Origin of the sequence: Seohaeicola zhoushanensis, assembly GCF_014656415.1 — a bacterium.
Taxonomy (GTDB): Bacteria; Pseudomonadota; Alphaproteobacteria; order Rhodobacterales; family Rhodobacteraceae; genus Seohaeicola_A; species Seohaeicola_A zhoushanensis.
Genome location: NZ_BNCJ01000001.1, coordinates 281,090 through 303,061, shown reverse-complemented (window position 1 = coordinate 303,061; position 21,972 = coordinate 281,090). Strand labels below are relative to the sequence as shown.

General features: G+C 67.6%; 22 protein-coding genes. 16 read left to right on the top strand and 6 right to left on the bottom strand.

Going from position 1 to position 21,972, the window contains the following annotated elements; all coding sequences use genetic code 11:
- Positions 1-46 precede the first annotated feature (46 nt).
- Both pobA and IE266_RS01455 read right to left on the bottom strand, forming a co-directional pair.
- The gene (gene pobA / locus IE266_RS01460) at positions 47-1,216 is read right to left on the bottom strand and encodes a 4-hydroxybenzoate 3-monooxygenase (RefSeq protein WP_189678254.1); all 1,170 of its coding nucleotides are present in this window, start codon (positions 1,214-1,216) and stop codon (positions 47-49) included.
- Between the two features lie 71 nt (positions 1,217-1,287).
- On the bottom strand, positions 1,288-1,683 hold the full coding sequence (locus IE266_RS01455) for a carboxymuconolactone decarboxylase family protein (RefSeq protein WP_189678253.1): 396 nt from the start codon (positions 1,681-1,683) through the stop codon (positions 1,288-1,290).
- A 76-nt stretch (positions 1,684-1,759) separates the two neighbouring features.
- Between IE266_RS01455 and IE266_RS01450 the strand changes: the two genes are divergently transcribed.
- Positions 1,760-2,356, top strand: coding sequence for a dimethylsulfonioproprionate lyase family protein (locus tag IE266_RS01450; RefSeq protein WP_189678252.1), 597 nt, complete (start codon positions 1,760-1,762; stop codon positions 2,354-2,356).
- An 85-nt stretch (positions 2,357-2,441) separates the two neighbouring features.
- Here IE266_RS01450 and IE266_RS01445 read toward each other — a convergent pair whose 3' ends face one another.
- Entirely contained in the window at positions 2,442-2,660 is a 219-nt protein-coding gene (locus IE266_RS01445; protein ID WP_189678251.1) for a DUF1127 domain-containing protein, read from the bottom strand.
- A 218-nt stretch (positions 2,661-2,878) separates the two neighbouring features.
- On the opposite strand from IE266_RS01445, the gene IE266_RS01440 reads away from it, so the two are divergent.
- The 15 genes from IE266_RS01440 (at position 2,879) to IE266_RS01370 (ending at position 19,191) form a co-directional block, all read left to right on the top strand.
- Positions 2,879-3,529: a GntR family transcriptional regulator gene (locus tag IE266_RS01440; protein WP_189678250.1), complete on the top strand. Its 651-nt coding sequence runs from the start codon at positions 2,879-2,881 to the stop codon at positions 3,527-3,529.
- Between the two features lie 162 nt (positions 3,530-3,691).
- Complete coding sequence (locus IE266_RS01435) at positions 3,692-5,788, top strand: 3-hydroxyacyl-CoA dehydrogenase NAD-binding domain-containing protein (RefSeq protein ID WP_189678249.1); 2,097 nt, start codon at positions 3,692-3,694, stop codon at positions 5,786-5,788.
- A complete protein-coding gene (locus tag IE266_RS01430) occupies positions 5,785-6,957 on the top strand; it encodes an acetyl-CoA C-acyltransferase (RefSeq protein WP_189678248.1) in 1,173 nt (390 codons plus the stop codon). The genes IE266_RS01435 and IE266_RS01430 overlap by 4 nt, the downstream gene beginning before the upstream one ends.
- 13 nt (positions 6,958-6,970) lie before the next feature.
- Entirely contained in the window at positions 6,971-8,161 is a 1,191-nt protein-coding gene (locus IE266_RS01425; protein ID WP_189678247.1) for an acyl-CoA dehydrogenase family protein, read from the top strand.
- A 4-nt stretch (positions 8,162-8,165) separates the two neighbouring features.
- The gene (locus IE266_RS01420) at positions 8,166-9,299 is read left to right on the top strand and encodes an acyl-CoA dehydrogenase family protein (RefSeq protein ID WP_189678246.1); all 1,134 of its coding nucleotides are present in this window, start codon (positions 8,166-8,168) and stop codon (positions 9,297-9,299) included.
- Between the two features lie 4 nt (positions 9,300-9,303).
- A complete protein-coding gene (locus IE266_RS01415; RefSeq protein ID WP_189678245.1) occupies positions 9,304-9,717 on the top strand; it encodes a PaaI family thioesterase in 414 nt (137 codons plus the stop codon).
- Complete coding sequence (locus IE266_RS01410) at positions 9,714-10,490, top strand: oxepin-CoA hydrolase, alternative type (protein WP_189678244.1); 777 nt, start codon at positions 9,714-9,716, stop codon at positions 10,488-10,490. Before IE266_RS01415 ends, IE266_RS01410 begins: the two co-directional genes overlap by 4 nt.
- A complete protein-coding gene (locus IE266_RS01405; protein WP_189678243.1) occupies positions 10,487-11,986 on the top strand; it encodes a class I adenylate-forming enzyme family protein in 1,500 nt (499 codons plus the stop codon). The genes IE266_RS01410 and IE266_RS01405 overlap by 4 nt, the downstream gene beginning before the upstream one ends.
- Positions 11,987-12,107: 121 nt before the next feature.
- The gene (locus IE266_RS01400; protein WP_189678242.1) at positions 12,108-12,311 is read left to right on the top strand and encodes a hypothetical protein; all 204 of its coding nucleotides are present in this window, start codon (positions 12,108-12,110) and stop codon (positions 12,309-12,311) included.
- Positions 12,312-12,387: 76 nt separating this feature from the next.
- The gene (locus IE266_RS01395) at positions 12,388-12,903 is read left to right on the top strand and encodes a DUF2478 domain-containing protein (RefSeq protein WP_189678241.1); all 516 of its coding nucleotides are present in this window, start codon (positions 12,388-12,390) and stop codon (positions 12,901-12,903) included.
- An 80-nt stretch (positions 12,904-12,983) separates the two neighbouring features.
- On the top strand, positions 12,984-15,383 hold the full coding sequence (gene pheT, locus IE266_RS01390; RefSeq protein WP_189678240.1) for a phenylalanine--tRNA ligase subunit beta: 2,400 nt from the start codon (positions 12,984-12,986) through the stop codon (positions 15,381-15,383).
- Between the two features lie 267 nt (positions 15,384-15,650).
- Positions 15,651-16,844, top strand: coding sequence for a kynureninase (gene kynU / locus IE266_RS01385; protein WP_189678239.1), 1,194 nt, complete (start codon positions 15,651-15,653; stop codon positions 16,842-16,844).
- A gap of 25 nt (positions 16,845-16,869) precedes the next feature.
- Positions 16,870-17,703 carry a tryptophan 2,3-dioxygenase gene (kynA, locus tag IE266_RS01380; protein WP_189678238.1) on the top strand — a complete coding sequence of 278 codons (834 nt, stop codon included), beginning with the start codon at positions 16,870-16,872 and terminating at the stop codon, positions 17,701-17,703.
- Positions 17,704-17,823: 120 nt separating this feature from the next.
- Positions 17,824-18,258, top strand: coding sequence for an ion channel (locus IE266_RS01375; protein ID WP_189678237.1), 435 nt, complete (start codon positions 17,824-17,826; stop codon positions 18,256-18,258).
- Positions 18,259-18,327: 69 nt separating this feature from the next.
- The gene (locus IE266_RS01370; protein ID WP_189678236.1) at positions 18,328-19,191 is read left to right on the top strand and encodes a branched-chain amino acid aminotransferase; all 864 of its coding nucleotides are present in this window, start codon (positions 18,328-18,330) and stop codon (positions 19,189-19,191) included.
- A 9-nt stretch (positions 19,192-19,200) separates the two neighbouring features.
- Here the strand turns inward: IE266_RS01370 and IE266_RS01365 are convergent, their stop codons facing one another.
- From IE266_RS01365 to IE266_RS01355, 3 genes are all read right to left on the bottom strand, one after another.
- The gene (locus IE266_RS01365; protein ID WP_189678235.1) at positions 19,201-19,989 is read right to left on the bottom strand and encodes an exodeoxyribonuclease III; all 789 of its coding nucleotides are present in this window, start codon (positions 19,987-19,989) and stop codon (positions 19,201-19,203) included.
- A 70-nt stretch (positions 19,990-20,059) separates the two neighbouring features.
- Positions 20,060-20,923, bottom strand: a complete 864-nt coding sequence (locus IE266_RS01360) for a DMT family transporter (RefSeq protein WP_189678234.1) — start codon at positions 20,921-20,923, stop codon at positions 20,060-20,062.
- Positions 20,920-21,882: an alpha/beta fold hydrolase gene (locus IE266_RS01355; RefSeq protein WP_189678233.1), complete on the bottom strand. Its 963-nt coding sequence runs from the start codon at positions 21,880-21,882 to the stop codon at positions 20,920-20,922. The genes IE266_RS01360 and IE266_RS01355 overlap by 4 nt, the downstream gene beginning before the upstream one ends.
- Between the last annotated feature and the right edge of the window lie 90 nt (positions 21,883-21,972).

Sequence of the window (21,972 nt, the reverse complement as noted above, 5' to 3'; positions counted from 1 at the left end):
AGTCGGACCGGCTGCGACAGCCGGCCCTCCGGACAGGGTTCATGCGTCAATACGGAAGCCCCACATAGTTCTTCGCCAGCGTCTCCTGGGCCGCGCGCACGTCTTGCAGGTGCGCGATCTCGGCCTGCTGCATCCGGATATCGAAATCCGAACGATCAGGGAAGCGGTGGAGAAGGTTCGTCATCCACCAGCTGAAACGCTGCGTCTTCCAGACCCGCGCCAGCGCCTTCTGCGAATAGCCGTCGATGCCGGCACTGTCGCGCTCCTGGTAATAGCTGGTGAGCCCCCGGTGCAGGTAGAACACGTCCGATGCCGCCGAGTTCAGCCCCTTGGCCCCCGTCGGCGGCACGATATGCGCCGCGTCACCGCACAGGAACAGCCTGCCCCAGCGCATAGGTTCGCTGACGAAGGAGCGCAGCGGCGCGATCGACTTCTCGATCGACGGCCCCGTCACCAGCGCCTCGGCCGTCTCCGCCGGGATGCGGCGGCGCAGCTCGTCCCAGAAGGCCTGGTCCGACCAGGCCTCGACCTTGTCCGAGAGGTCACACTGAACGTAATAGCGGCTCAGATGCGCATTGCGCATCGAGCAGAGGGCAAAGCCCCGCTCCGAGCTGGCATAGATCAACTCGTGGTGCACCGGCGGCGTTTCAGAGAGGATGCCGAGCCACCCGAACGGATAGACCTTCTCGAAATCGCGCCGCACCGTGTCGGGAATGGTCTTGCGGCTGACCCCGTGGAACCCGTCGCACCCGGCGATGAAGTCGCAATCGATGCGCGCCTCCTGCCCGTTTTTGCGATAGGTCACATAGGGCTTGTCGGTCTCCACATCGTGCAGAACGACATTCTCGACTTCGAAGATCGTGGTGCCGCCTGTCTTGTCACGGGCGTCATACAGGTCGCGCGTCACCTCGGTCTGGCCGTAGACCGTCACCGGGCGCCCGGCCAGTTCAGTAAAGTCGATCCGCACCTGCTCGTTGTCGAAGGACAGGACCGTCCCGTCGTGGATGAAGCCCTCGCGGTCCAGCCGCTCGGCAACTCCCGCTTCGCGCATCAGGTCGACGAAACCCATTTCCAGCACGCCGGCCCGGATGCGGCCCAGGACATGCTCCCTTGTCTGGCGTTCGAGGACGACAGCCTCGATGCCCTCCTTCATCAGAAGCTGCGAAAGCAGCAGGCCCGAAGGCCCGCCGCCGATGATGGCGACCTGTGTGCGCATGGCGGAACTCCTCTCTCCCGCCCATTGCATCACTCAATGAGTTGCGGTGTCAACTCATTTCGCAGTGCCGCTCACAACAGACCGGCCTCGCCCAGCACCTTGCGCGCGGCGCGGAAGCATTCGAGCCCCTGCGGAACGCCGCAATAGATCGCCACCACATGGATGATCGCGCGGATCTCCTCGACGCTGACCCCGTTGTTCAGCGCCCCCCGGCAGTGCAGCTCCCACTCGTGCATCTTGCCCAGGGCGCCGATCATGGCGAGGTTCATCATGCTGCGCGTCTTGGGGTCGATCACGTCGTCGCCCCAGCCGAAACCCCAGCACCAGGCAGTCATCGCTTCCTGGAATGGCCGCGTAAAGGAATCGGCCGCGGCCAGGTTCTTGTCCACGTATTCCGCGCCCAGCGTGCCGCGCCGCTGTTCCAGGCCCTTCAGGAAGAGGTTTTCGTCGAAAATATCGGTCGTCATGTCGCCTCCGGTGCTGAATGTCACCGCAAATTGGGATGGAACGGCGACAGACGCAACTCGGGCCGAGGGTGATACCATGCAGCAGGCTTTCGACGCGGCCCTGGCCGCGCTCTACCAGACCTTCGCCACGGCGGCCGCGCTGCGGGAATTTGCGCTGCTCCCCGACAAGCCACGCTTCGTGCCTCTGCAGGTGCAGGCCAACCCGGTGGCTCAGCTGATGGGGGCCTGCGCCCTGCTGCCCGGACCGGAATCCGCCGCACTCTTCGCGGCGGCGCGGATGCTGGCGCCCTTCGGCAACTGGCGATCCAGCTACACCGAGGAACAGGTCGGCCGGCATTTCCTCGACAATTTCGCCTATGTCGAACTGGTCGGCCCCGAAGGCCATTTCGAAAGTCCCGAGATGTCGGCCTACCTGCTCTACATGGGCCCGAACATGCATTACCGCCGCCACTGGCACGAGGCGGAAGAGCTTTATTACATCATCGCGGGAGAGGCCGAATTCCAGGTGGATGGCGAAGCGCCGGCGCTGCTGGGGGCCGGGGACTCGCGTCTCCACATGTCCAACCAGCCGCATCAGACATGGACGCGGGACAGCGCGGTGGTCTGTCTCGTGCTGTGGCGTGGCGAAGGTGTCGGGGAAGGGGTCGAGATGGAGGCCGCGCCGAACGCCTGAGGCGGCGTGGGGCGCGGCAGTCTCGTGAGCGCCGGGCGTTGCAGCCTGGCTCCGGGGGCGCGGCAGCTGCGCCCCTCGTTTTCAATTAGACGTAGTAGGTGCCGCCCAGGACTTCGCGGGCGATCTGGTCACGGCGCAGGCCGCGCTTGGCGAGGTCTTCGTCGGTCATGGCAGCAAGAACCGAGAGCTTCTTGAAGCGCGGGTCGTTTTCGGCGATGCGAACCATCAGGTCGAAGAAGCCGTGGAAGAAACGCGAAACCGCGTTGCCGCCGACATGTGCGGGGGAAGTAGATACGTAAGCCATTGGATACCATCCATGAGTCGGTTGTTGTCTTTCGAGGACGAAAGTAGTTGCTGCGGTGCAGCATAACCAGACCCGAACTCGGAATGTCCGCCTTGCATCTTTTGCAACGCTCCAACTGACGCTATTCTGCGCCGGCAGGGCGGGGGCCTGACACGGATGCGATCATTTCGCGCAGCCGTCGCCAAGCCGTGCCACATGGCGACGGGTGGACCAAACGCATGGCCGGACAGACCGAACAGGTTCTGAGCGCGATCCTTGACAGCATTGATGTTGGCCGTCTCAACCCTGGCGACCTCATCGAGGAAGCCGCGCTGATGAAGGCGCATAACGTCTCGCGCACGCCGGTGCGCGAAGCCCTGCTCCAGCTCGAAACCGCCGGGCTGATTCAGCGCCTGCCGCGCAAGGGGGCGGTGCTGTTCAAGCCGACGCTCGAGGAATTCCTCTCGATACTCGAGGTCAACCGCCGCCTCGAAGGCATGGCGGCCGGTCTCGCCGCACGGCGCCTGACCCCATCCAACGCCGTCGAAATCGAAGCGGCCACCCGCGCCTGCGAGAACCACGCGGCGAAGCATGGCGATGACGGGCCGGACGCCTACTACGGCCTGAACCTGCGCTTTCACGGCGCCGTCGCCGCCAGCAGCGGCAACCCCTACCTGCTCGAGATGATCAAGACCCACGGACGCAAGCTCCTCGCTTACTACCGCGTCGCCTACCGCCACCCGGGTGCCATTGCGCATTCCGCCAGCGAACACCGACAGCTCGCCGACCTCATCGCTGGACGCAAGGCGGACGAAGCCGAGGCGCTGATGACCCAGCACGTCGGCTTCGATACCGTGACGGTGATGGACCTGCTCGCCGCTCAGGGCTGAGTGCCGTCAGCCCCTGTTGCACTGTGCAAAGTTCTGTGGAATAGCATTCCGCACTATGGAAAGGCGTGCGCAAGGACGCTCTTGTATTGCCGGGTTGCCCCGCTACGCTTGCGGCCAGGGCGTCCGGGGGGAGTCTCAGCGCCGGGATTGGAGGATTTTCGCGTGACTGACGCTATTGGATACGAACGCATTGGCGATATCGCCGTTCTGGCGGCCCAGAACCCGCCGGTCAACGCGCTGGGCTATGACGTCCGCGTCGGGCTGGTTCAGGGCATCGAACGGGCCGAGGCTGACGCCGGCGTCCGTGCGGTTCTGATCTATGGCGAAGGGGCGACCTACTTTGCCGGCGCCGATATCCGCGAATTCGGCAAGCCTCCGCGCGAACCTTTCCTGCCCGATGTCTGCAACCGCATCGAATCCAGCCCGCTGATCGTGGTCTCGGCCATGCATGGCACCGCGCTGGGCGGTGGGCTCGAAATCGCGCTCTCCTCGCATTACCGGGTGGCGGTGCCCAAGGCCCGCATGGGCCTGCCCGAGGTGAACCTCGGCCTGATCCCCGGCGCCACCGGCACCCAGCGCCTGCCCCGCCTCACCGGCGTCGAGGCGGCGATCGACCTGGTGACCTCGGGCCGCCAGATCGGCGCGAAAGAGGCGCTGGACCTCGGCGTGATCGACAAGATCGCCGAGGGCGACCCGCGCGAGATCGGCCTGGCCTATGTCCGCGAGCTGCTCGACAGCGGCGCGCCCCGCCGCGCGGTCAGCGAATTGCCGGCCCCCGCGCCGATCGATTTTGATGCCGCCTACGAGGCGACGCTCAAGAAGGGCCGCGGCCAGCTATCCCCGGCCTATGGCGTGCGCGCGGTGCAAGCGGCCTGCGAAAGGCCCTTCGCCGAGGGCGTGGCCGAAGAGCGCCGGCTGTTCACCGAGCTGATGGGCACCAAGCAGCGCCAGGGCATGATCCACGCCTTCTTCGCCGAGCGTGCCGTCGGCAAGCTCCCCGAACTCGACGGCGTGACCCCGCGCGAGGTCAAGTCGGTCGGCGTGATCGGCGGCGGCACCATGGGCGCCGGCATCGCCACCGCGGCGCTGGGCGCGGGCCTGTCGGTCGTGCTCCTCGAAATGAGTGCCGAAGCCGCCGAAGCCGCCCGCAAGCGGATCGAGGGCAACCTCTCGGGCGCGCTGAAACGTGGCAGTCTCGGCCAGGACGCCTTCGACGCGATGATGACCAGGGCGCTGACCCTGGCCACCGACTACGAGGCGCTGTCCGACGTCGATCTGGTGATCGAGGCCGTGTTCGAGCAGATGGACGTCAAGAAGCAGGTCTTCACCCGGCTCGACGCCGTCTGCAAGCCGGGCGCGGTGCTGGCGACCAATACCTCCTACCTCGACATCGACGAGATCGCGGCGGTGACCAAGCGGCCGCAGGACGTGATAGGCCTGCACTTCTTCTCGCCCGCGCATATCATGAAGCTGCTGGAAGTGGTCGTGGCCGACAAGACCGCGCCCGAAGTGGTCGCCACCGGCTTTGCCCTCGGCAAGCGGCTCGGCAAGATCTCGGTGCGCGCCGGCGTCTGCGACGGTTTCATCGGCAACCGCATCCTCAAGACCTACCGCACCGCGGCCGAGCACATGGTGCTGGACGGTGCCAGCCCCTTCCAGATCGACAAGGCGCTGACCGATTTCGGCTTTGCCATGGGCCCCTACGCGGTCTCCGACCTCGCCGGCCTCGATATCGGCTGGATGACCCGCAAGCGCCTCGCCCCCACGCGCCACCCGCGCGAACGGGTGCCGACCTATGCCGACAAGCTCTGCGAGGCGGGCCACTACGGCCAGAAGACCGGACGGGGCTACTACATCTACGAGGCGGGCCGCCGCGCCGGCATCCCCAACCCCGAGGTGATGGAGTTGATCGAGGCCGAACGCGCCGAACTCGGCCTTGCCTCGCGCGACTTCTCCGACGACGAGATCGTGCGCCGCTACATGGCGGCGATGGTCAACGAGGGCGCCAAGGTGCTGGAAGAGGGCATCGCCCGCCGCCCGCTCGACATCGACATGGTGTTCCTGTCCGGCTACGGCTTCCCGCGTTACCACGGCGGGCCGATGAAATGGGCCGACATGCAGGGTCTGGACAAGGTGCTCGAGGATATCCGCACCTTCGCTCGGGAAGACGATTACTTCTGGCAGCCCGCGCCGCTGCTCGAGCGTCTGGTGGAGGAAGGGCGCACTTTCGATGACATGAACAGGGAGGCAGCGTCTTGAAACAGGCGGTAATCGTATCGGCGGCCCGCACCGGTCTCGCTAAGTCGTTCCGGGGCTCGTTCAACATGACCCATGGGGCGACGATGGGCGGCCATGTCGTCCGCGAGGTCATCAAGCGCGCCGGCATCGACGGCGGCGAGATCGAGGATTGCATCTTCGGCTGTGGCACCCCCGAAGGCGAGACCGGCGGCAACATCGCCCGCCAAATCGCCCTGCGCGGCGGCCTGCCGGTGACGGCGGCGGGCATGACGGTCAACCGTTTCTGCTCGTCGGGCCTCAACGCCATCGCGCTGGCCGCGCAGCAAATCACCTCCGAAGGCGCCGGCCCGATGGTCGCCGGCGGCATCGAGAGCATTTCGATGGTCCAGCCCAAGGCACGCCGCGTCCCCGAGGACTGGCTGCTGGAACACAAGCCCGCCGTCTACATGACCATGATCGAGACCGCCGACATCGTCGCCCAGCGGTACGGCATCAGCCGCGAGGCCCAGGACGAATACGGCCTGCGCAGCCAGCAGCGCATCGCCTTCGCGCAGCAGGCCGGCAAGTTCGCCGACGAGATCGCGCCGATGGAAACCGTCATGGCGGTGCAGGACAAGGCCACCAGAGAAGTCTCTAAAAAGGCAGTTGTCGTCGATCGCGACGAATGCAACCGCCCGACCACTACGCTTGAAGGCCTGGCAAGCCTCGCGCCCGTGCGCGAAGGCGGCTTCGTCACCGCCGGCAACGCTAGCCAGCTCTCCGACGGTGCGGCGGCGGTCGTGCTGATGGAGGCCGAAGACGCCGCGCGGCGCGGGCTGGAACCGATGGGCGCCTTCAAGGGCTTTGCCGTCGCCGGCTGCGAACCCGACGAAATGGGCATCGGCCCGGTCTTCGCGGTGCCCCGCCTGCTCGAACGTCACGGCCTCACGGTCGATGACATCGGCATCTGGGAGCTGAACGAAGCCTTTGCCAGCCAGGCGCTGTATTGCCGCGACCGGCTGGGCATCGACGACGAGAAATGCAACGTCAACGGCGGCTCGATCGCCATCGGCCACCCCTTCGGCATGACCGGGGCGCGGATGGTCGGACATATCCTGCGCGAAGGCCGCGCACGCGGCGCGAAATATGGCGTCGTCACCATGTGCGTCGGCGGTGGCATGGGTGCCGCCGGCCTCTTCGAGATCTTCTGAACGGAGCGAAATCATGGACCTGAACTGGAACCCCGAAGACATCGCCTTCCGCGAGGAAGTGCGTGCCTTCCTCGACGAGAAACTGCCAAAGGAGATCGCCGCCAAGGTCAAGCGCCGCGGCGACCTGACCAAGGCCGACATGGAACGCTGGCACGCGATCCTGAACGAGAAGGGCTGGCTCGCCCCCAACTGGCCGAAGAAATTCGGCGGGGCCGAGTGGAACGCCGTGCAGAAGCACATCTTCGAAGAGGAATGCGCCCGCGCCGGCGCGCCGCGCATCGTGCCCTTCGGCCTCGCGATGCTCGCGCCCGTGCTCCAGAAATTCGGCTCGAAAGAGCAGCAGGACTATTACCTGCCGCGCATCCTCAACGGTGACGACTGGTGGTGCCAGGGTTACTCGGAACCCGGTGCAGGCTCTGACCTCGCCTCGCTCAAGACCCGCGCGGTCCGCGATGGCGACCACTACATCGTCAACGGCCAGAAGACCTGGACCACGCTGGGCCAGCACGCCAATATGATCTTCTGCCTGGTCCGCACCGACCCGGATGCCAAGCAGCAGGAAGGCATCTCTTTCCTCCTGATCGACATGAACACCCCCGGCATCGAAGTGCGCCCGATCATCCTGCTGGATGGCGTGCACGAGGTGAACGAGGTCTGGTTCACCGATGTGAAGGTCCCGGTCGAGAACCTGGTGGGCGAAGAGAACAAGGGCTGGACTTACGCCAAGTATCTGCTGACGCATGAACGCACCGGCATCGCCGGGGTGGGCTTCAGCCAGGCCGGGCTCGAGTCGGTCAAGCGCATCGCCAAGGCCGAACAGGCCAGTGGCAAGCCGCTGATCCAGAACCCGCATTTCGCCGCGCGTCTCGCCAAGGTCGAGATCGACCTGATGGCGATGGCGACCTCGAACATGCGCATCATCTCGCGCGCGCAGGCCGGGCAGGCGCCGGGCGTCGAAAGTTCGATGCTGAAGGTCAAGGGCACGATCATCCGTCAGGAGATCAACGATCTCGCCCGCCGCGCGGTCGGTCCCTATGCGATGCCCTTCCCCTCCGAAGCGGTCGAGGGCGACAACGATCCGATCGGGCCGGATTACGCGGGGCCGGTATCGTCGGCCTATTTCAACAATCGCAAGCTGTCGATCTTCGGCGGCTCGAACGAGATCCAGCGCGGGATCATCGCCAAGGTAAAGATGGGGGGCTAAGCCTGTGAACTTCAATCTGACTGAAGAGCGGCAGATGCTGCAGGACACCCTGCGGCGCTATCTCTCCGACAAATACGACACCAAGACCCGCAACACGATCATCGACTCTGACAAGGGCTTTTCGCCCGAAATCTGGGCCGAACTGGCCGAACTCGGCGTGATCGGCGCGCTCTTCACCGAAGAACAGGGCGGCTTCGGTGGCAAGGGCTTCGACCTCTCGACCGTGTTCGAGGAACTGGGCCGCGCCGGCGTGGTCGAACCCTTCCTCGACACCGCTGTCCTTGGCGGCGGCCTGATCGCGGCGCTGGGCAACGACGAACAGCAGGCGCTGATCGAAGACCTCATCGGCGGCGGTCTGCAACTGGCGCTGGCCCATGGCGAGCCGGTGGCCCGCTACGATCTCTCGCGGGTCGAGACCACGGCCAAAGAGTCCGGCGGCCAGATCGTGCTGAACGGCCGCAAGTCGGTCGTGGTCAACGCCGAGGCGGCCGATCACCTGATCGTCTCCGCCCGCGAAAGCGGCGATGTAGCCGATGCCGACGGCATCTCGCTCTTCCTCGTGCCCGCGGGCACCTCGGGCCTGACCCTGCGCGGCTACCCGATGTTCGCGGGCGGCCATGCGGCCGAGGTGACGCTCGACAACGTGACCCTCCCCGCCAGCGCCCGCCTGGGCACCGCCGGCAAGGGCCTCGCCGCCCTCACCGACGTCATCGCCCGCGCCAACGTCGCGCTGGCCGCCGAGTCGCTGGGCGCGATGGAGACGGCCGTGGAACTCACCCGCGACTACCTGATGACCCGCAAGCAGTTCGGCCGCCCAATCGGCACCTTCCAGGCGCTGGCGCACCGCTATTCCGACCTGCTGATCGAGATGGAACAGGCCCGTTCCGCGGTCATCAACGGCGCCGGCCACCTCGAGGACGACCCCGCCGAGCGCGACCTGCACGGCGCCTCGATGCGCAACCTGATCGGCCGTGTCGGCCGCCTGGTGGCCGAGGAGTCGATCCAGATGCATGGCGGCATCGCCATGACCAAGGAATACGAGCTCGCCCATATCGCCAAGCGGATCGTGATGACCGACCACCGTTTCGGCGACACCGACTATCACCTGGAGCGGTTCATTGAGCTCAGCGCAGCCTGAAGCCGTGACGAATACACTGCGGATCGGTGAAACCGGCACCCAGCGGCTCATCGGCTGGGTGTCGGACACCGGCCACCCGGACGGTCGGGCCCGCATCTGGCTCGATGTGACCGACGACCACACCAACCGGCACGACGTGCTGCACGGCGGCATCATCGCAACGCTGCTCGACAGTGTCTGCGGAATAACAGGCTCTATGCGGTTCGATCCCGTGCTTCTGCCCCCCATGCTCAGCGTCAGTTTCACGGTCCAATTCATGGCGCCGATGACGCGCGGGCGGATTACCGGCGTTGGCACCGTGACCGGCGGCGGCAAGCGCACCATGTTCATTTCGGGCGAACTGCATGACGAGCAGGGCCGCCTGATCGCCACCAGCACCGGCGTCTACAAGCCGGTCCGCCAGGAGACCAAACCATGACTCTGGCCCGTATCGACGACCGGGGCGACCGGCTCGTCGTTGTCAACATGAACCCCACGCGGCGCGGCGCGCTCTCGCCTGACCTTTACGCCGCGATCAACGAGGCGACCTGGCAGGCCACCGAAAAGCGCATCCGCGGGGTGATCCTGACCTCCGAGGGCGGCTTCTTCTGCGCCGGCGGCGATCTCAACACCCTGATCGAGCGCCGCAAGCTGACCGAGCCGGAACGCCGCGACAAGATCGACGGGTTGCACGGGATAATCCGCGCGATCCGCGCCTGCCCGGTGCCGGTGATCGCCGCAGTCGAGGGCGGGGCCGCTGGGGCAGGGGTCTCGGTCGCGCTGGCCTGCGACATGATCGTCGCTGCAGCAGGGTCCAAGTTCACCGCCTCCTACGTCAAGGCGGGCCTCGTGCCCGATGGCGGCCTCACCGCCACCTTCGCCCGCACCCTGCCGCGCCCGCTGGCGATGGAGATGTGCCTGCTGGCCCGTCCCGTCACCGCAGAACGCATGGCGCAACTGGGCGTGGTCAACGCGGTTGTCCCCGAGGGCGAGACCGAGGCCGAGGCCAATGCCCTCGCCGACGCGCTCTCCGCCGGCCCGCGCGAGGCGCAGTCGGTGATCCGCACCCTCGTCAGCGAGGCCTACGACACCGAGGAAGCTGCCCAGCTCGACCGCGAACGCGACGCGATGGCCCGCGCCCAGGGCGGGGCCGAAGCGGGCGAGGGCATCAGCGCCTTCCTCGAAAAACGCAAACCCGATTTCAACCTATGACCGCGCGCTGGCACGACTACCTCGCCGCCCAGATCGCGGTGCGCCCGCAGGCGCGGGCCGTCAGCGACGCCGGCGGCGCCGATTGGACCTATGCCCAACTCGAAGCCGCCTGCGATGCGCTGAGCGCCGAACTCCGCGACGCCGGCGTGCAGGCAGGTGACCGCGTCGCCGTCCTGCTCGAGAACTCGGCCGCCGGCGTGGCCGGGCTCTTTGCCGCCTCGCGCATGGGTGCCATTGCCTTGCCCGTCAACGCACGCCAGACCGCGGGCGAGATCGAGCGCATTCTCGGCCATGCCCAGCCGGCTGCGGTGCTCTTCACCTCCTCCATCTCGCCCGACGCGACGGCCCACGCCGACCGCATGGGGGCCAGGTCGATCAGCGGCGCCTTCGGCGCGATGCACATCGCGACGCCCTACCCGAGCACTCCCGACGACCTGCCCGATGTCGCGGTGCTGCTCTACACCACCGGCACGACGGGGATGCCCAAGGGCGTCATGCTGACCCACGGCAACCTGCTCTTCGGCGGCCGCACTTCGGCCAGCCAGCGCCAGATGACCGAAGATGACCGGATCTACGGCGTCCTGCCGGTCAGCCATGTCTTCGGCCTGACCTCGATCACCACTGCCGGCCTTTGCGCCGGCGCGCATATCCACTTCGAGCCGCGCTTCTCCCCCTCCCGCCTGTATCAGGCTCTAAAAGGCGGAATCACCTTGTTCTCTGGCGTCCCGCAGATGCACGCCATGCTGATGCAATATGCCAAGGAGCAAGGGCACCAGGAACTGCCGAACAGCCGGCTGCGCTATGTGTCCTCCGGCGCCGCCCCGCTCGACCCGGCGTGGAAGCGCAAGGCCGAGGCCTTCTACGGCGTGCCCCTGCAGAACGGCTACGGCATGACCGAGACGACAGCAGGCGCGACACTGACGCAAAGCACGCTCGGCGATCCCGACACCTCCTGCGGACCGGCCTTGCCCGGAACCGAACTGGCCATCGACGAATCCGTGACCGGCGGCGGCGAGGGGGTCGGCGAGGTTCTCGCCCGCGGCCCGCATATCATGAAGGGCTACTACGAGAACCCCGAAGCCACCTCCGCGGCGCTCTCGCCCGAAGGCTGGCTGCGCACCGGCGACCTTGGCCGCATCGACGAGCAGGGCCGCCTGCACATCGTCGGCCGCTCGAAGGAACTCATCATCCACGGCGGCTTCAACGTCTACCCGCCCGAGGTCGAAGCGGCGCTGAACGATCACCCGCAGGTGATCCAATGCGCGGTGATCGGCCGCCGCCAGGGGGGCGACGAAGAGGTGCTCGCCTTCGTGCAGGCCGCACCCGACGACCTGCCCGAGGTGGAAGACCTGCGTGCCTTCGCCGCCCAGCGGCTTGCCGGCTACAAGCGCCCCGCGCGGATCATCGTGGCCACCACCCTGCCCGCCGCGCCAACGGGCAAGATCCTCAAGAACAAGCTGCTCGACGCCTTTGCAGACCAGCTCGACGCCGACTGAGACATTGTGAACGGGGTTACAGAGTTGGTAACCCCGTTGCGCTATGGTGATCGGGAAAGGCCGCCGGACGGCCCAGCACATCAGGCCCCCGGCGACCGCCCCGCTTCTTCGGAGCCCCGCCATGTCGCACCAACCCCTCCCCCGCCTCATGTTGGCCGAGGCCGTGCCCGCCGGTTGCGAACCGCTCTACGAATACCGCCTCGCCGCGCGCCACACCTGTCCCCGCCGGTCAGTCCAGCCGGCTGACCCGCGCCCGGTGCAATACCTGACCGACCTCTTCGACATCATCCTCGAAGGCGGGCTGGACGCCTCGCGCCCCGCCTGACCGCCCCCATCGCTCTTGCCCGGCATCGGCAAAACCCGCTACATTCGCGCGGTTCGCGAAGCGGAGGCGCAGAGGCATGAGCATCGGATACACCATGGCAGGCAAACGCGGCGGCACCGACCTGCTGCTCGCCGGTCTGGCCGAACGCCTCGCCGCCACCGGCCTCAAGGTCATCGGCGTCGTGCAGATCAACTCCGACTGCGGCCCCGACCGCCCCTGCGACATGGACGTCCGCGTGTTGCCCGCCGGCCCCGACCTGCGCATCTCGCAATCGCTCGGACCCGGCGCGCGCGGTTGCCGTCTCGACCCCGAGGCGCTGGAAACCGCAGTCGGCCTGGTGCAGGCCGCGCTGGACGAGGGCGCCGACCTGCTGCTGGTCAACAAGTTCGGCAAGCACGAATGCGAGGGGCGCGGCTTCCGCCCGGTGATCGGCGAGGCCGCGGCGCTCGGCATCCCGGTACTGGTCGGCCTGAACCCGACCAACCTCCCCGCCTTCCTCGACTTCGCCGGCGATCTGGCCGAGGAAGTCGCCCCCGACGAGGCCGCCCTCACCAACTGGCTCGCGCGCACCCGCGCCGCCGTTTTGGCCTGAAAATCGGCTATACCTTGCGCTGACGGCCATTCTTTGCCATTCCCAGCGCGACCGGAAATTGCCCTGCGAAAGCCGAACCGATGAAATTCACCCTCTCCTGGCTGAAGACGCATCTCGATACCAACGCGAGCGTCGACGAGATTGCCGAAACGCTGACCGATCTCGGCCTCGAGGTCGAGGAAGTGACCAATCCGGGGGACCGGCTCAAGGACTTCACCATCGGCAAGGTGCTGCACGCCGAACAGCACCCCGACGCCGACCGGCTGCGGGTCTGCAAGGTGGCCACCGACGAGGGTGAACTTCAGATCATCTGCGGCGCCCCGAACGCGCGTGCCGGGATCACCGTGGTCGTCGCCAAGCCGGGCGTCTACGTGCCGGGCATCGACACCACCATCGGAGTCGGCAAGATCCGCGGCATCGAGAGCTTCGGCATGATGGCCTCCGAGCGCGAGCTGGAGCTGTCGGACGAGCATGACGGCATCATCGAGCTGCCCTCGGGCGAGGTCGGCGACCGTTTCGTCGACTGGCTGGCCGAGAACGACCCCTCCAAGGTCGACCCGGTGATCGAGATCGCGATCACCCCCAACCGCCCCGACGCGCTGGGCGTTCAGGGCATCGCCCGCGACCTCGCCGCCCGCGGCATTGGCCAGCTCAAGCAGCGCCCGATCGAGCCGGTGCCGGGCGAATTCCCCTGCCCGATCGCCGTCACCATCGACGAGGATACGCTCGACGGCTGCCCGGTCTTCACCGGCCGCCTGATCCGTGGTGTCCGCAACGGCCCCTCGCCGCAATGGCTTCAGGACCAGCTGCGCGCCATCGGCCTGCGCCCGATCTCGGCCCTGGTCGATATCACCAACTTCTTCACCTACGACCGCAACCGCCCACTGCACGTCTTTGACGCCGACAAAGTCGCCGGCGGCACCCTGCGCGTCCACCGCGCCAAGGGCGGCGAGAGCCTCGTGGCGCTCGACGACAAGACCTATACCTTCGAGCCGGGCATGATCGTGATCTCCGACGCCAACGAACCCGAGAGCATCGCCGGCGTCATGGGCGGCGCCGCCTCGGGCGTGAGCGAGGAGACGGTCAACGTCTTCCTCGAGTCGGCCTTCTGGGACAACGTCCAGATCGCCCTCACCGGCCGCGCGCTCAAGATCAACTCCGACGCCCGCTACCGCTTCGAACGCGGCATCGACCCGGAATTCACCCTGCCGGGCCTCGAACTGGCGACGCAAATGATCCTCGACCTCTGCGGCGGCGAGGCTTCCAGCGTGGTGATCGCCGGCGCCGTGCCCGACCACCGCCGCGCCTACCGGCTCGACACCGCGCGTGTGCAAAGCCTCGTCGGCATGGACATCCCCGAAAGCGAACAGCGCCAGACCTTGACCCGCCTCGGCTTCAAGCTCGAGGGCAACATGGCCCAGGTGCCCAGCTGGCGGCCCGACGTCTTGGGCGAGGCGGACCTCGTCGAGGAAGTCGCCCGCGTCGCCTCGCTGACCAAGCTCGAAGGCCGCCCCCTGCCGCGCCTGACCGAGGGCGTGCCGCGCCCGGTGATGACGCCGATGCAGCGCCGCGAACAGGCGGCACGCCGGACCGCGGCCGCGCTCGGCTACAACGAATGTGTCAGCTACTCCTTCATCGACAAGGCCAGCGCGGCGCTCTTCGACGGCGGCGACGATGCCTCGATGCTCGAGAACCCGATCTCCTCCGAGATGAGCCACATGCGCCCCGACCTGCTGCCGGGCCTGCTGCAGGCCGCCGCCCGCAACCAGGCGCGCGGCTTCATGGACCTCTCCCTCTTCGAGATCGGCCCCGCCTTCAGCGGCGGCGAGCCGGGCGAACAGCAGGTCCAGGTCTCCGGCCTGCTGGTCGGACGGACGGCGGCCAAGGACGTCCACAAGAGCGCGCGCGCGGTCGATGTCTTCGACGTCAAGGCCGACGCCGAGGCGATCCTGGCGGCCATGGGCGCCCCGGCCAAGGTGCAGATCCTGCGCGGCGGCGCCGGCTGGTGGCATCCGGGCCGGCACGGGCGGATTTGCCTCGGCCCCAAGAAGGTGCTCGGCGTCTTCGGAGAGCTGCACCCCCGCGTGCTGGCCGCGATGGACGTCAAGGGCCCGGCGATGGCCTTCACCCTCTGGCCCGAAGAGGTGCCGCAGGCCCGCAAGGGTACCGCGACGCGGGCGGCGCTGGAGCTGCGCGACCTGCAGGCGGTGGAGCGCGACTTCGCCTTCGTGGTCGACGCCCAGGTCGAGGCGCTGGTGCTGGTCAATGCCGCGGCTGGCGCCGACAAGGCGCTGATCGAGGACGTGCGCGTCTTCGACGAATTCGCCGGCGGCTCGCTTGGCGAGGGCAAGAAATCTCTGGCGGTGACTGTCCGGCTCCAGCCCACCGGCAAGACCCTGACCGAGGCCGAGATCGAGGCGGTATCGGCCAAGATCGTCGAAAAAGTGACCAAGGCCACCGGCGGCACCCTGCGCGGCTGAAGGCGTCCCAGCTAGGACGGGGGGTCAAGTAACTGGAATATATACATATTCCGGGGGAGTGAATCCGGGACAGGGCTCAACCGCCCACTGCACCCCCCCTTTTTCTTCTTTCCTGATACCAGTCTGTTGAAGATGTGGGATATGGGGGCGGCGCCCCCAAGGCGACAGCAGCCACCGAGCGTGGACCGCTGGACAGGGCGCTGGACAGGGTGTAGAGGGGATTTACTTTATGCTTAAAGTATCTATCGCGCGCCGCCGGAGATCCCGATGACCGATTTCGCCGCCACCAAGTCCATGTTCCACCTGCCCGAGGGGGTGCTCTACCTCGACGGCAATTCGCTTGGCCCGCTGCCCAAGGCCGCGCCGGGGCGCGTGGCCGAGATGCTGGGCGCGCAATGGGGCGAGATGCTGATCACCGGCTGGAACCTCGGCGGATGGATGGCGATGCCGATGGAGCTGGGCGACCGGATCGGGCGGCTGATCGGGGCAGAGCCGGGCCATGTCACCGTCGGCGACACGCTCTCGATCAAGGTCTACCAGGCGCTCGCCGCCGCGCTGGCGCTGAACCCGGACCGCCGGGTGATCCTCTCGGACAGCGGTAACTTCCCCTCCGATCTCTACATGGCCTCGGGCCTGGTCAGGCTGCTGGGCGAGGGGTTCGAGCTGCGCGTCGTCGCGCCGGAAGAAGTGGCCGCGGCAATCACCGACGAGATCGCGGTGCTGATGCTGACCGAGGTCGACTATCGCACCGGGCGCAAGCACGACATGGCGGCGCTGACCGCGCAGGCCCATGCCGCCGGCGTGGTGACGGTCTGGGATCTGGCCCATTCCGCCGGGGCGCTGCCAGTGGATCTGGCGGGCGCGGGGGCAGATTTCGCGGTGGGCTGCACCTACAAGTTCCTCAACGGCGGCCCCGGCGCGCCGGCCTTCATCTACGTCGCGCCCCGCCATGCCGGCAACGCCCTGCCGGCGCTCTCGGGCTGGCTCGGCCATGCCGCGCCCTTCGCTTTCGACCTCGACTATCGCCCCGGCACAGGGGTCGAACGGATGCGCGTCGGCACCCCGCCGGTGATCCAGATGACCGCGCTGGCCGCGGCGCTGGACATCTGGGAGGGGGTCGACATGCAGGCCCTGAGGCGGCGTTGCATCGAGCTGTCGGACCTCTTCATCGCCGAGGTCGAGGCCGCCTGCCCGCAGTTGACGCTCGCCAGCCCGCGCGATGGTTCGGCACGCGGCAGCCAGGTCTCCTTCCGCTTCGAGCAGGGTTATGCCGCGATGCAGGCCCTGATTGCGCGCGGCGTGATCGGCGATTTCCGCGCCCCCGACATCATGCGTTTCGGCATCACCCCGCTCTATCTCGACGAGGGCGACATCCGCGCCGCCGCCCGCATCATCGCCGAGGTCTTCGAGACCCGCGCCTATGACCGTCCCGAGTTCCAGGTGCGCCAGGCGGTGACGTGACCCCATTTTTCCAGGACCTGATCCCATGAGCGACCCCTACGACCCGGCCCGCGAGGGCGCGCAGATGGCCTTCGACGGCCGCATGTCCTATGGCGACTACCTGCAGATCGACCGGGTGCTTGGTGCCCAGTCGCCGCTCTCGGACGCACATGACGAGATGCTCTTCATCATCCAGCACCAGACCTCGGAACTCTGGATGCGGTTGGCGATCCACGAGCTTTCGGCGGCGCGCGTCGCGCTGGCGCAGCCCGATGTGCGCCCGGCCTTCAAGATGCTGGCGCGGGTCAGCCGGATCTTCGAGCAGCTCAACAGCGCCTGGGACGTGCTGCGCACGATGACGCCATCGGATTACTCGACCTTCCGCGCGGCACTGGGGCAGTCCTCGGGGTTCCAGTCGTTCCAGTATCGCCAGATCGAGTTCATCCTGGGCAACCGCAACGCCGCCATGCTGCGCCCCCATGCGCATCGGCCCGAGATCCTGGCCATGCTGGAGGCCGAGCTGGCGCAGCCCTCGATCTATGACGTGGCGCTCCGGGCGCTGAACGCCGCGATCCCGCTGCCCGCCGAGGTGCTGAGCCGTGACCTTGCCGCGCCCCATGCCGAGAACGAGGCTGTGATGGCCGCCTGGAGCAAGGTCTACCACGCGCCGCAGACCTACTGGACGCTCTACGAGCTGGCCGAGAAGCTGGTGGACCTCGAAGACTACTTCCGCCGCTGGCGCTTCAACCACGTGACCACGGTCGAACGGGTGATCGGCTTCAAGCGCGGCACCGGCGGCACCGGCGGGGTGAGCTATCTCAAGCGGATGCTCGAGGTCGAACTCTTCCCCGAGCTCTGGCACCTGCGCACCGGCCTTTAACCGGCGTTAGCGAAAACATTCCAAAATTCGCAGGAATTCACCCGCGGCGGACTGGACGGCGAATACCCCGCCATCCTAGTCTTTGTGGCCAACGGAGAAGCGGGCGAACATGGTGACGCAATGCTGATCCAGCTTGTGCTGGGAAGCGGTCTGATCGGGGTGACGTCGCTGGCCGCGGCGCTCAGCTGGTGGGGGCTGGAGATCTTCCTGGTGAAAACGCACCAGTGGGTCGTCCGCCGCCCGCACGGGCCGCGGCTGATCGCGGTAATCTCGGCCGTCATGCTCTGGACGCTGCTGGTGATGACCGCCTCGGTCTGGATCTGGGCCCTTGCGCTCTGGGCGCTCGACATGTTCATCACGCTCGAGGCCTCGGTCTATTTCGCGATGGTCGCCTTCACCACCCTGGGTTTCGGCGACATCCTCTTGCCGGTCGAATGGCGGCTGCTCGGCGGGATGGCGGCGGCCAATGGCCTGCTGATCTTCGGCCTGTTGACTGCAATGCTGGTCGAGACCCTGCGCGAAACCCGGCTGCGGCAGCGCGGACGTTACGACTGAGGCCGCTTCCGGTCTGGACCTCGGCGCCGCATCCGCCCTAGGGTCGGCGCGCTGAACAGGGAGGCGACCATGGCGACCGGCAAGAACATCCGCACCTATTTCGAAGGCAGCTGGCACGAGGGCGACACGCCGATCATGCGGGCCGCCGACCACGGCGCATGGCTCGGCTCGGGCGTGTTCGACGGGGCGCGCTATGTCAACGGCCTGGCGCCGGACCTGGAGGCGCATTGTGCCCGGGTCAACCGTTCGGCCCAGGCGCTGATGCTGACGCCGACCGTTTCGGCCGAGGACATGGTCGCCATCGTGCGCGAGGGGCTGGCGGGTTATGACAAGGGCTCGGCGGTCTATATCCGTCCGATGTACTGGGGCATCGACGGCGACGTCACCGCCATCGTGCCGAACAGCGATACCACCGGTTTTGCCATCTGCCTGGAGGAGATCCCCATGGCCGCGCCCGAGGCCTCGGCGACGCTGACCCGCACCCGCTTCCGCCGCCCGGTGCTGGAGGACGCGGTGGTCAATGCCAAGGCCGGCTGCCTTTATCCCAACAACGCCCGGATGCTGGTCGAGGCGCGCTCGAAGGGCTTCACCAACGCCCTGGTGGCCGACGCCATGGGCAATGTCGCCGAAAGCGCCACCGCCAACGTCTTCATGGTCAAGGACGGCGAGGTCTTTACCCCCATCGCCAACGGCACCTTCCTGGCCGGCATCACCCGCGCCCGCCACATGGGCAACATGCGCGCCGACGGGATGGCGGTGCATGAAACCGTGCTGAGCTTTGCCGATTTCGAGGCGGCGGACGAGGTGTTCCTGTCGGGCAACATGAACAAGGTCACGCCGGTCACCGCCTTCGAGGACCGGCAGTACCAGGTCGGCCCGGTCACCCGCCGGGTGCGCGAGATGTATTGGGACTGGGCGGCCAGCGCCGGCTGACCGCCTCCCTCACAGGTCGAAGGTCGCGAAGACCGGCGCGTGGTCCGAGGGTTGCTCCCAGCCGCGCGCTGCCCGCAGGATGCGGCTCGAATGCGCGGCGTTCGAGATGTCGGGCGTGGCCCAGATGTGGTCCAGCCGCCGTCCCTTGTCGGCCGCGTCCCAATCGGCCGCGCGATAGGACCACCAGGAATAGAGCCGCCCGTCGGGGATGTCCTGCCGGGTCACGTCGACCCAGCGCCCGGCGTCCTGCGTCTGGGCCAGGTGCTCCACCTCGATCGGGGTATGGCTGACGATCTTGAGCAGCTTCTTGTGATCCCACACATCGTCCTCGCGCGGGGCGATGTTCAGGTCGCCCACCAGGATCGCCTTCTCGGGCCGCTCGCCGTGGAAGGCGTCGCGCATCTCGGTCAGATAGTCGAGCTTCTGGCCGAACTTCACGTTCACCTCACGGTCGGGCACGTCGCCCCCGGCGGGCACATAGTAGTTGTGGATGATGACGCCGTTCTCCAGCCGCCCCGCGATATGGCGCGCATGACCCAGGCTCGCATGATCCGCCGCGCTCACCTCGGTGATCGGCATGCGCGAGAAGATGGCCACCCCGTTATAGCCCTTCTGCCCCCGGCCAACCATGTGGGTATAGCCCAGCGCCCGCATCCCCTCGAGCGGGATCTTCTCGACCGGCGACTTGCACTCCTGCAGGCAGAGCACGTCGGGCTTCTCCTCGGCCAGCAGCTTCAGCACCAGCGGTTCGCGCAGGCGGACCGAGTTGATGTTCCAGGTGGCGAGCGTGAAGGTCATGGGTCAGTCTCCGCAAGGTGTCGCGGCGGACCTTATGGTCTTTGCGGGAGAGGTTAAACCCGCATCCCGCTCAAAGCACCAGCAGCGCCACGACGCCGACTACCGTCAGCCCGATCCCGAGCATGCCCCGTGCGGTCACGTCGCGCTGCTGCAGGACCAGGCGGTTGATCGCATAGGTGATCAGCGGATAGCAGGCAAAGACCGGGGCCACCAGGCTCACCGCACCCATCGACAGCGCGACGTAGAGCAGCAACAGCGACATGCCGTTTGCGGTGCCGATGGCGACGAACCACAGCACCCCCGGCAGGGTCCGTGCCGGCCCGTTGCGGCCCAGCACGAGGTAGGCCAGCAGGATCAGGCTGGCCGAGACCACATAGGCCAGCGTGGCGGCGGCGAAGGCATTCGGCCATCCGGCCAGCCCTGCCTTCACCAGCGGTTGCGCTCCGCCCCGCAGCACCGCCGCCGCCAGCGGGATGCCGAGCAGCCAGAGCGTTGCCGTCGGATGGCTGCGCACCCGGTCGGCGGCGATCACCGCCAGCCCGGCGAACAGCACCGCGATGCCGCCCACCTGCGCCCAGCGCAGGCTCTCGCCCAGGAAGACCATCGCCAGCCCGATGGCGAAAAGCGGTGTCACGTTGCCCACCGCCGCCGTCAGGTTCGGCCCCAGCCGCCGGTTGCCGGCAAAGTTCAGCAGGGTGACGCCGGCGGGATAGAACAACCCGCCCGCCGCGAAGATCGCCGCGCTGTGGTTGTCCCAGTTCCCCCAATCCACCGTCACTGGCGAGACCGCCAGCAAGAGCAGCGCGCTGGTCGGCACCGAGATCGCCCCACCCGACAGCGCGCTGACATGGCGCAGCCCGAAAGGGGCCATCACGATCCCCAGCGCATAGAAACTGGCCGCCGCCACCGCGATCAGGAAAAGCTCTGCCGTCACCGCGCGACGATCCTGTCCAAGGCCGCCAGCAGTGCCGCCCGGAAGGGTTCCGGCGCCTCGATCTGCGGGATATGGCCAACGCCCTCCAGCACCTGCAGATGCGCCTCCGGGGCCAGCGCCGCCAGCGCCTCGCCCTGCGCCAGCGGGGTCACGCTGTCCCTGTCGCCCCAGATCAGTTCCGCGCCCGCCGGCAGCGCCGCCCAGCCCTCGGGCCGCGCGCTCCGGGCGTCCGGATCCGGCACAAGCAGCGACGGCAGCCACTCGGCGAAGGCCCGGGTACTGCCCCGTCGCACCATCGGCCGCTGCAGCAACTCCGCGATGTCCGGCGTCGCCGCCGCCTTGACGTGCAGCAGGCTTGCCAGCAGCTGCCGCGTCAGCAGCGGGTTGGTCGCGGTCAGCGAGAGCGCCGCCTCGCGCAGCCACATCGGCTGCAGCAGCGCCGGCAGCCCGCGCGCCGGGGCGTCCAGCCCCACCGCGCCGTCGACGACCACCAGCCCCGCAAAGGCGGCCGGCTCGGCCATCACCGCCTCGACCCCCGGCGCCGCGCCAAAGCTATGCGCCACCAGCACCGGCCGCACCTCCAGCGCCTGTACCAGCGCAAGGATCCGCGCGGCCTGACTGCGCCGCGCGTAATCGCCATCCGTCGCCCGCTCGGAAAAGCCGAACGGCGGCAGGTCGAAGGCAATCGCCCGATAGCCCCGCGCCGCCACGGCCTCCAGCGTCGGGCGCCACAGCCCCGACCAGGCCGCCGTCCCATGCACGAAGAGCACCGCCGGCCCCTCGCCCGCCTCCATCACGAAGATACGCCCCGCCCCGGTCTCGACCAGCCGCCCGCCCTCGGGCAGGACCGCCTCGGCTTCCTGCCGCTCGCGCAGGCTGGCGGCGATGCGGAACCCCGCCGCCGCGACCACGGCCGCAAGCAGCAGAACCAGCACTCCACGGACCAGCCATCGGATCATGCGCCTCTCCCTTGCCGCAGGTCTGCGAGAAAAAAAGGCCGGGCACAAGGCCCGGCCAGTCCAACAGGGAGGAGCATATCATTACCCGGA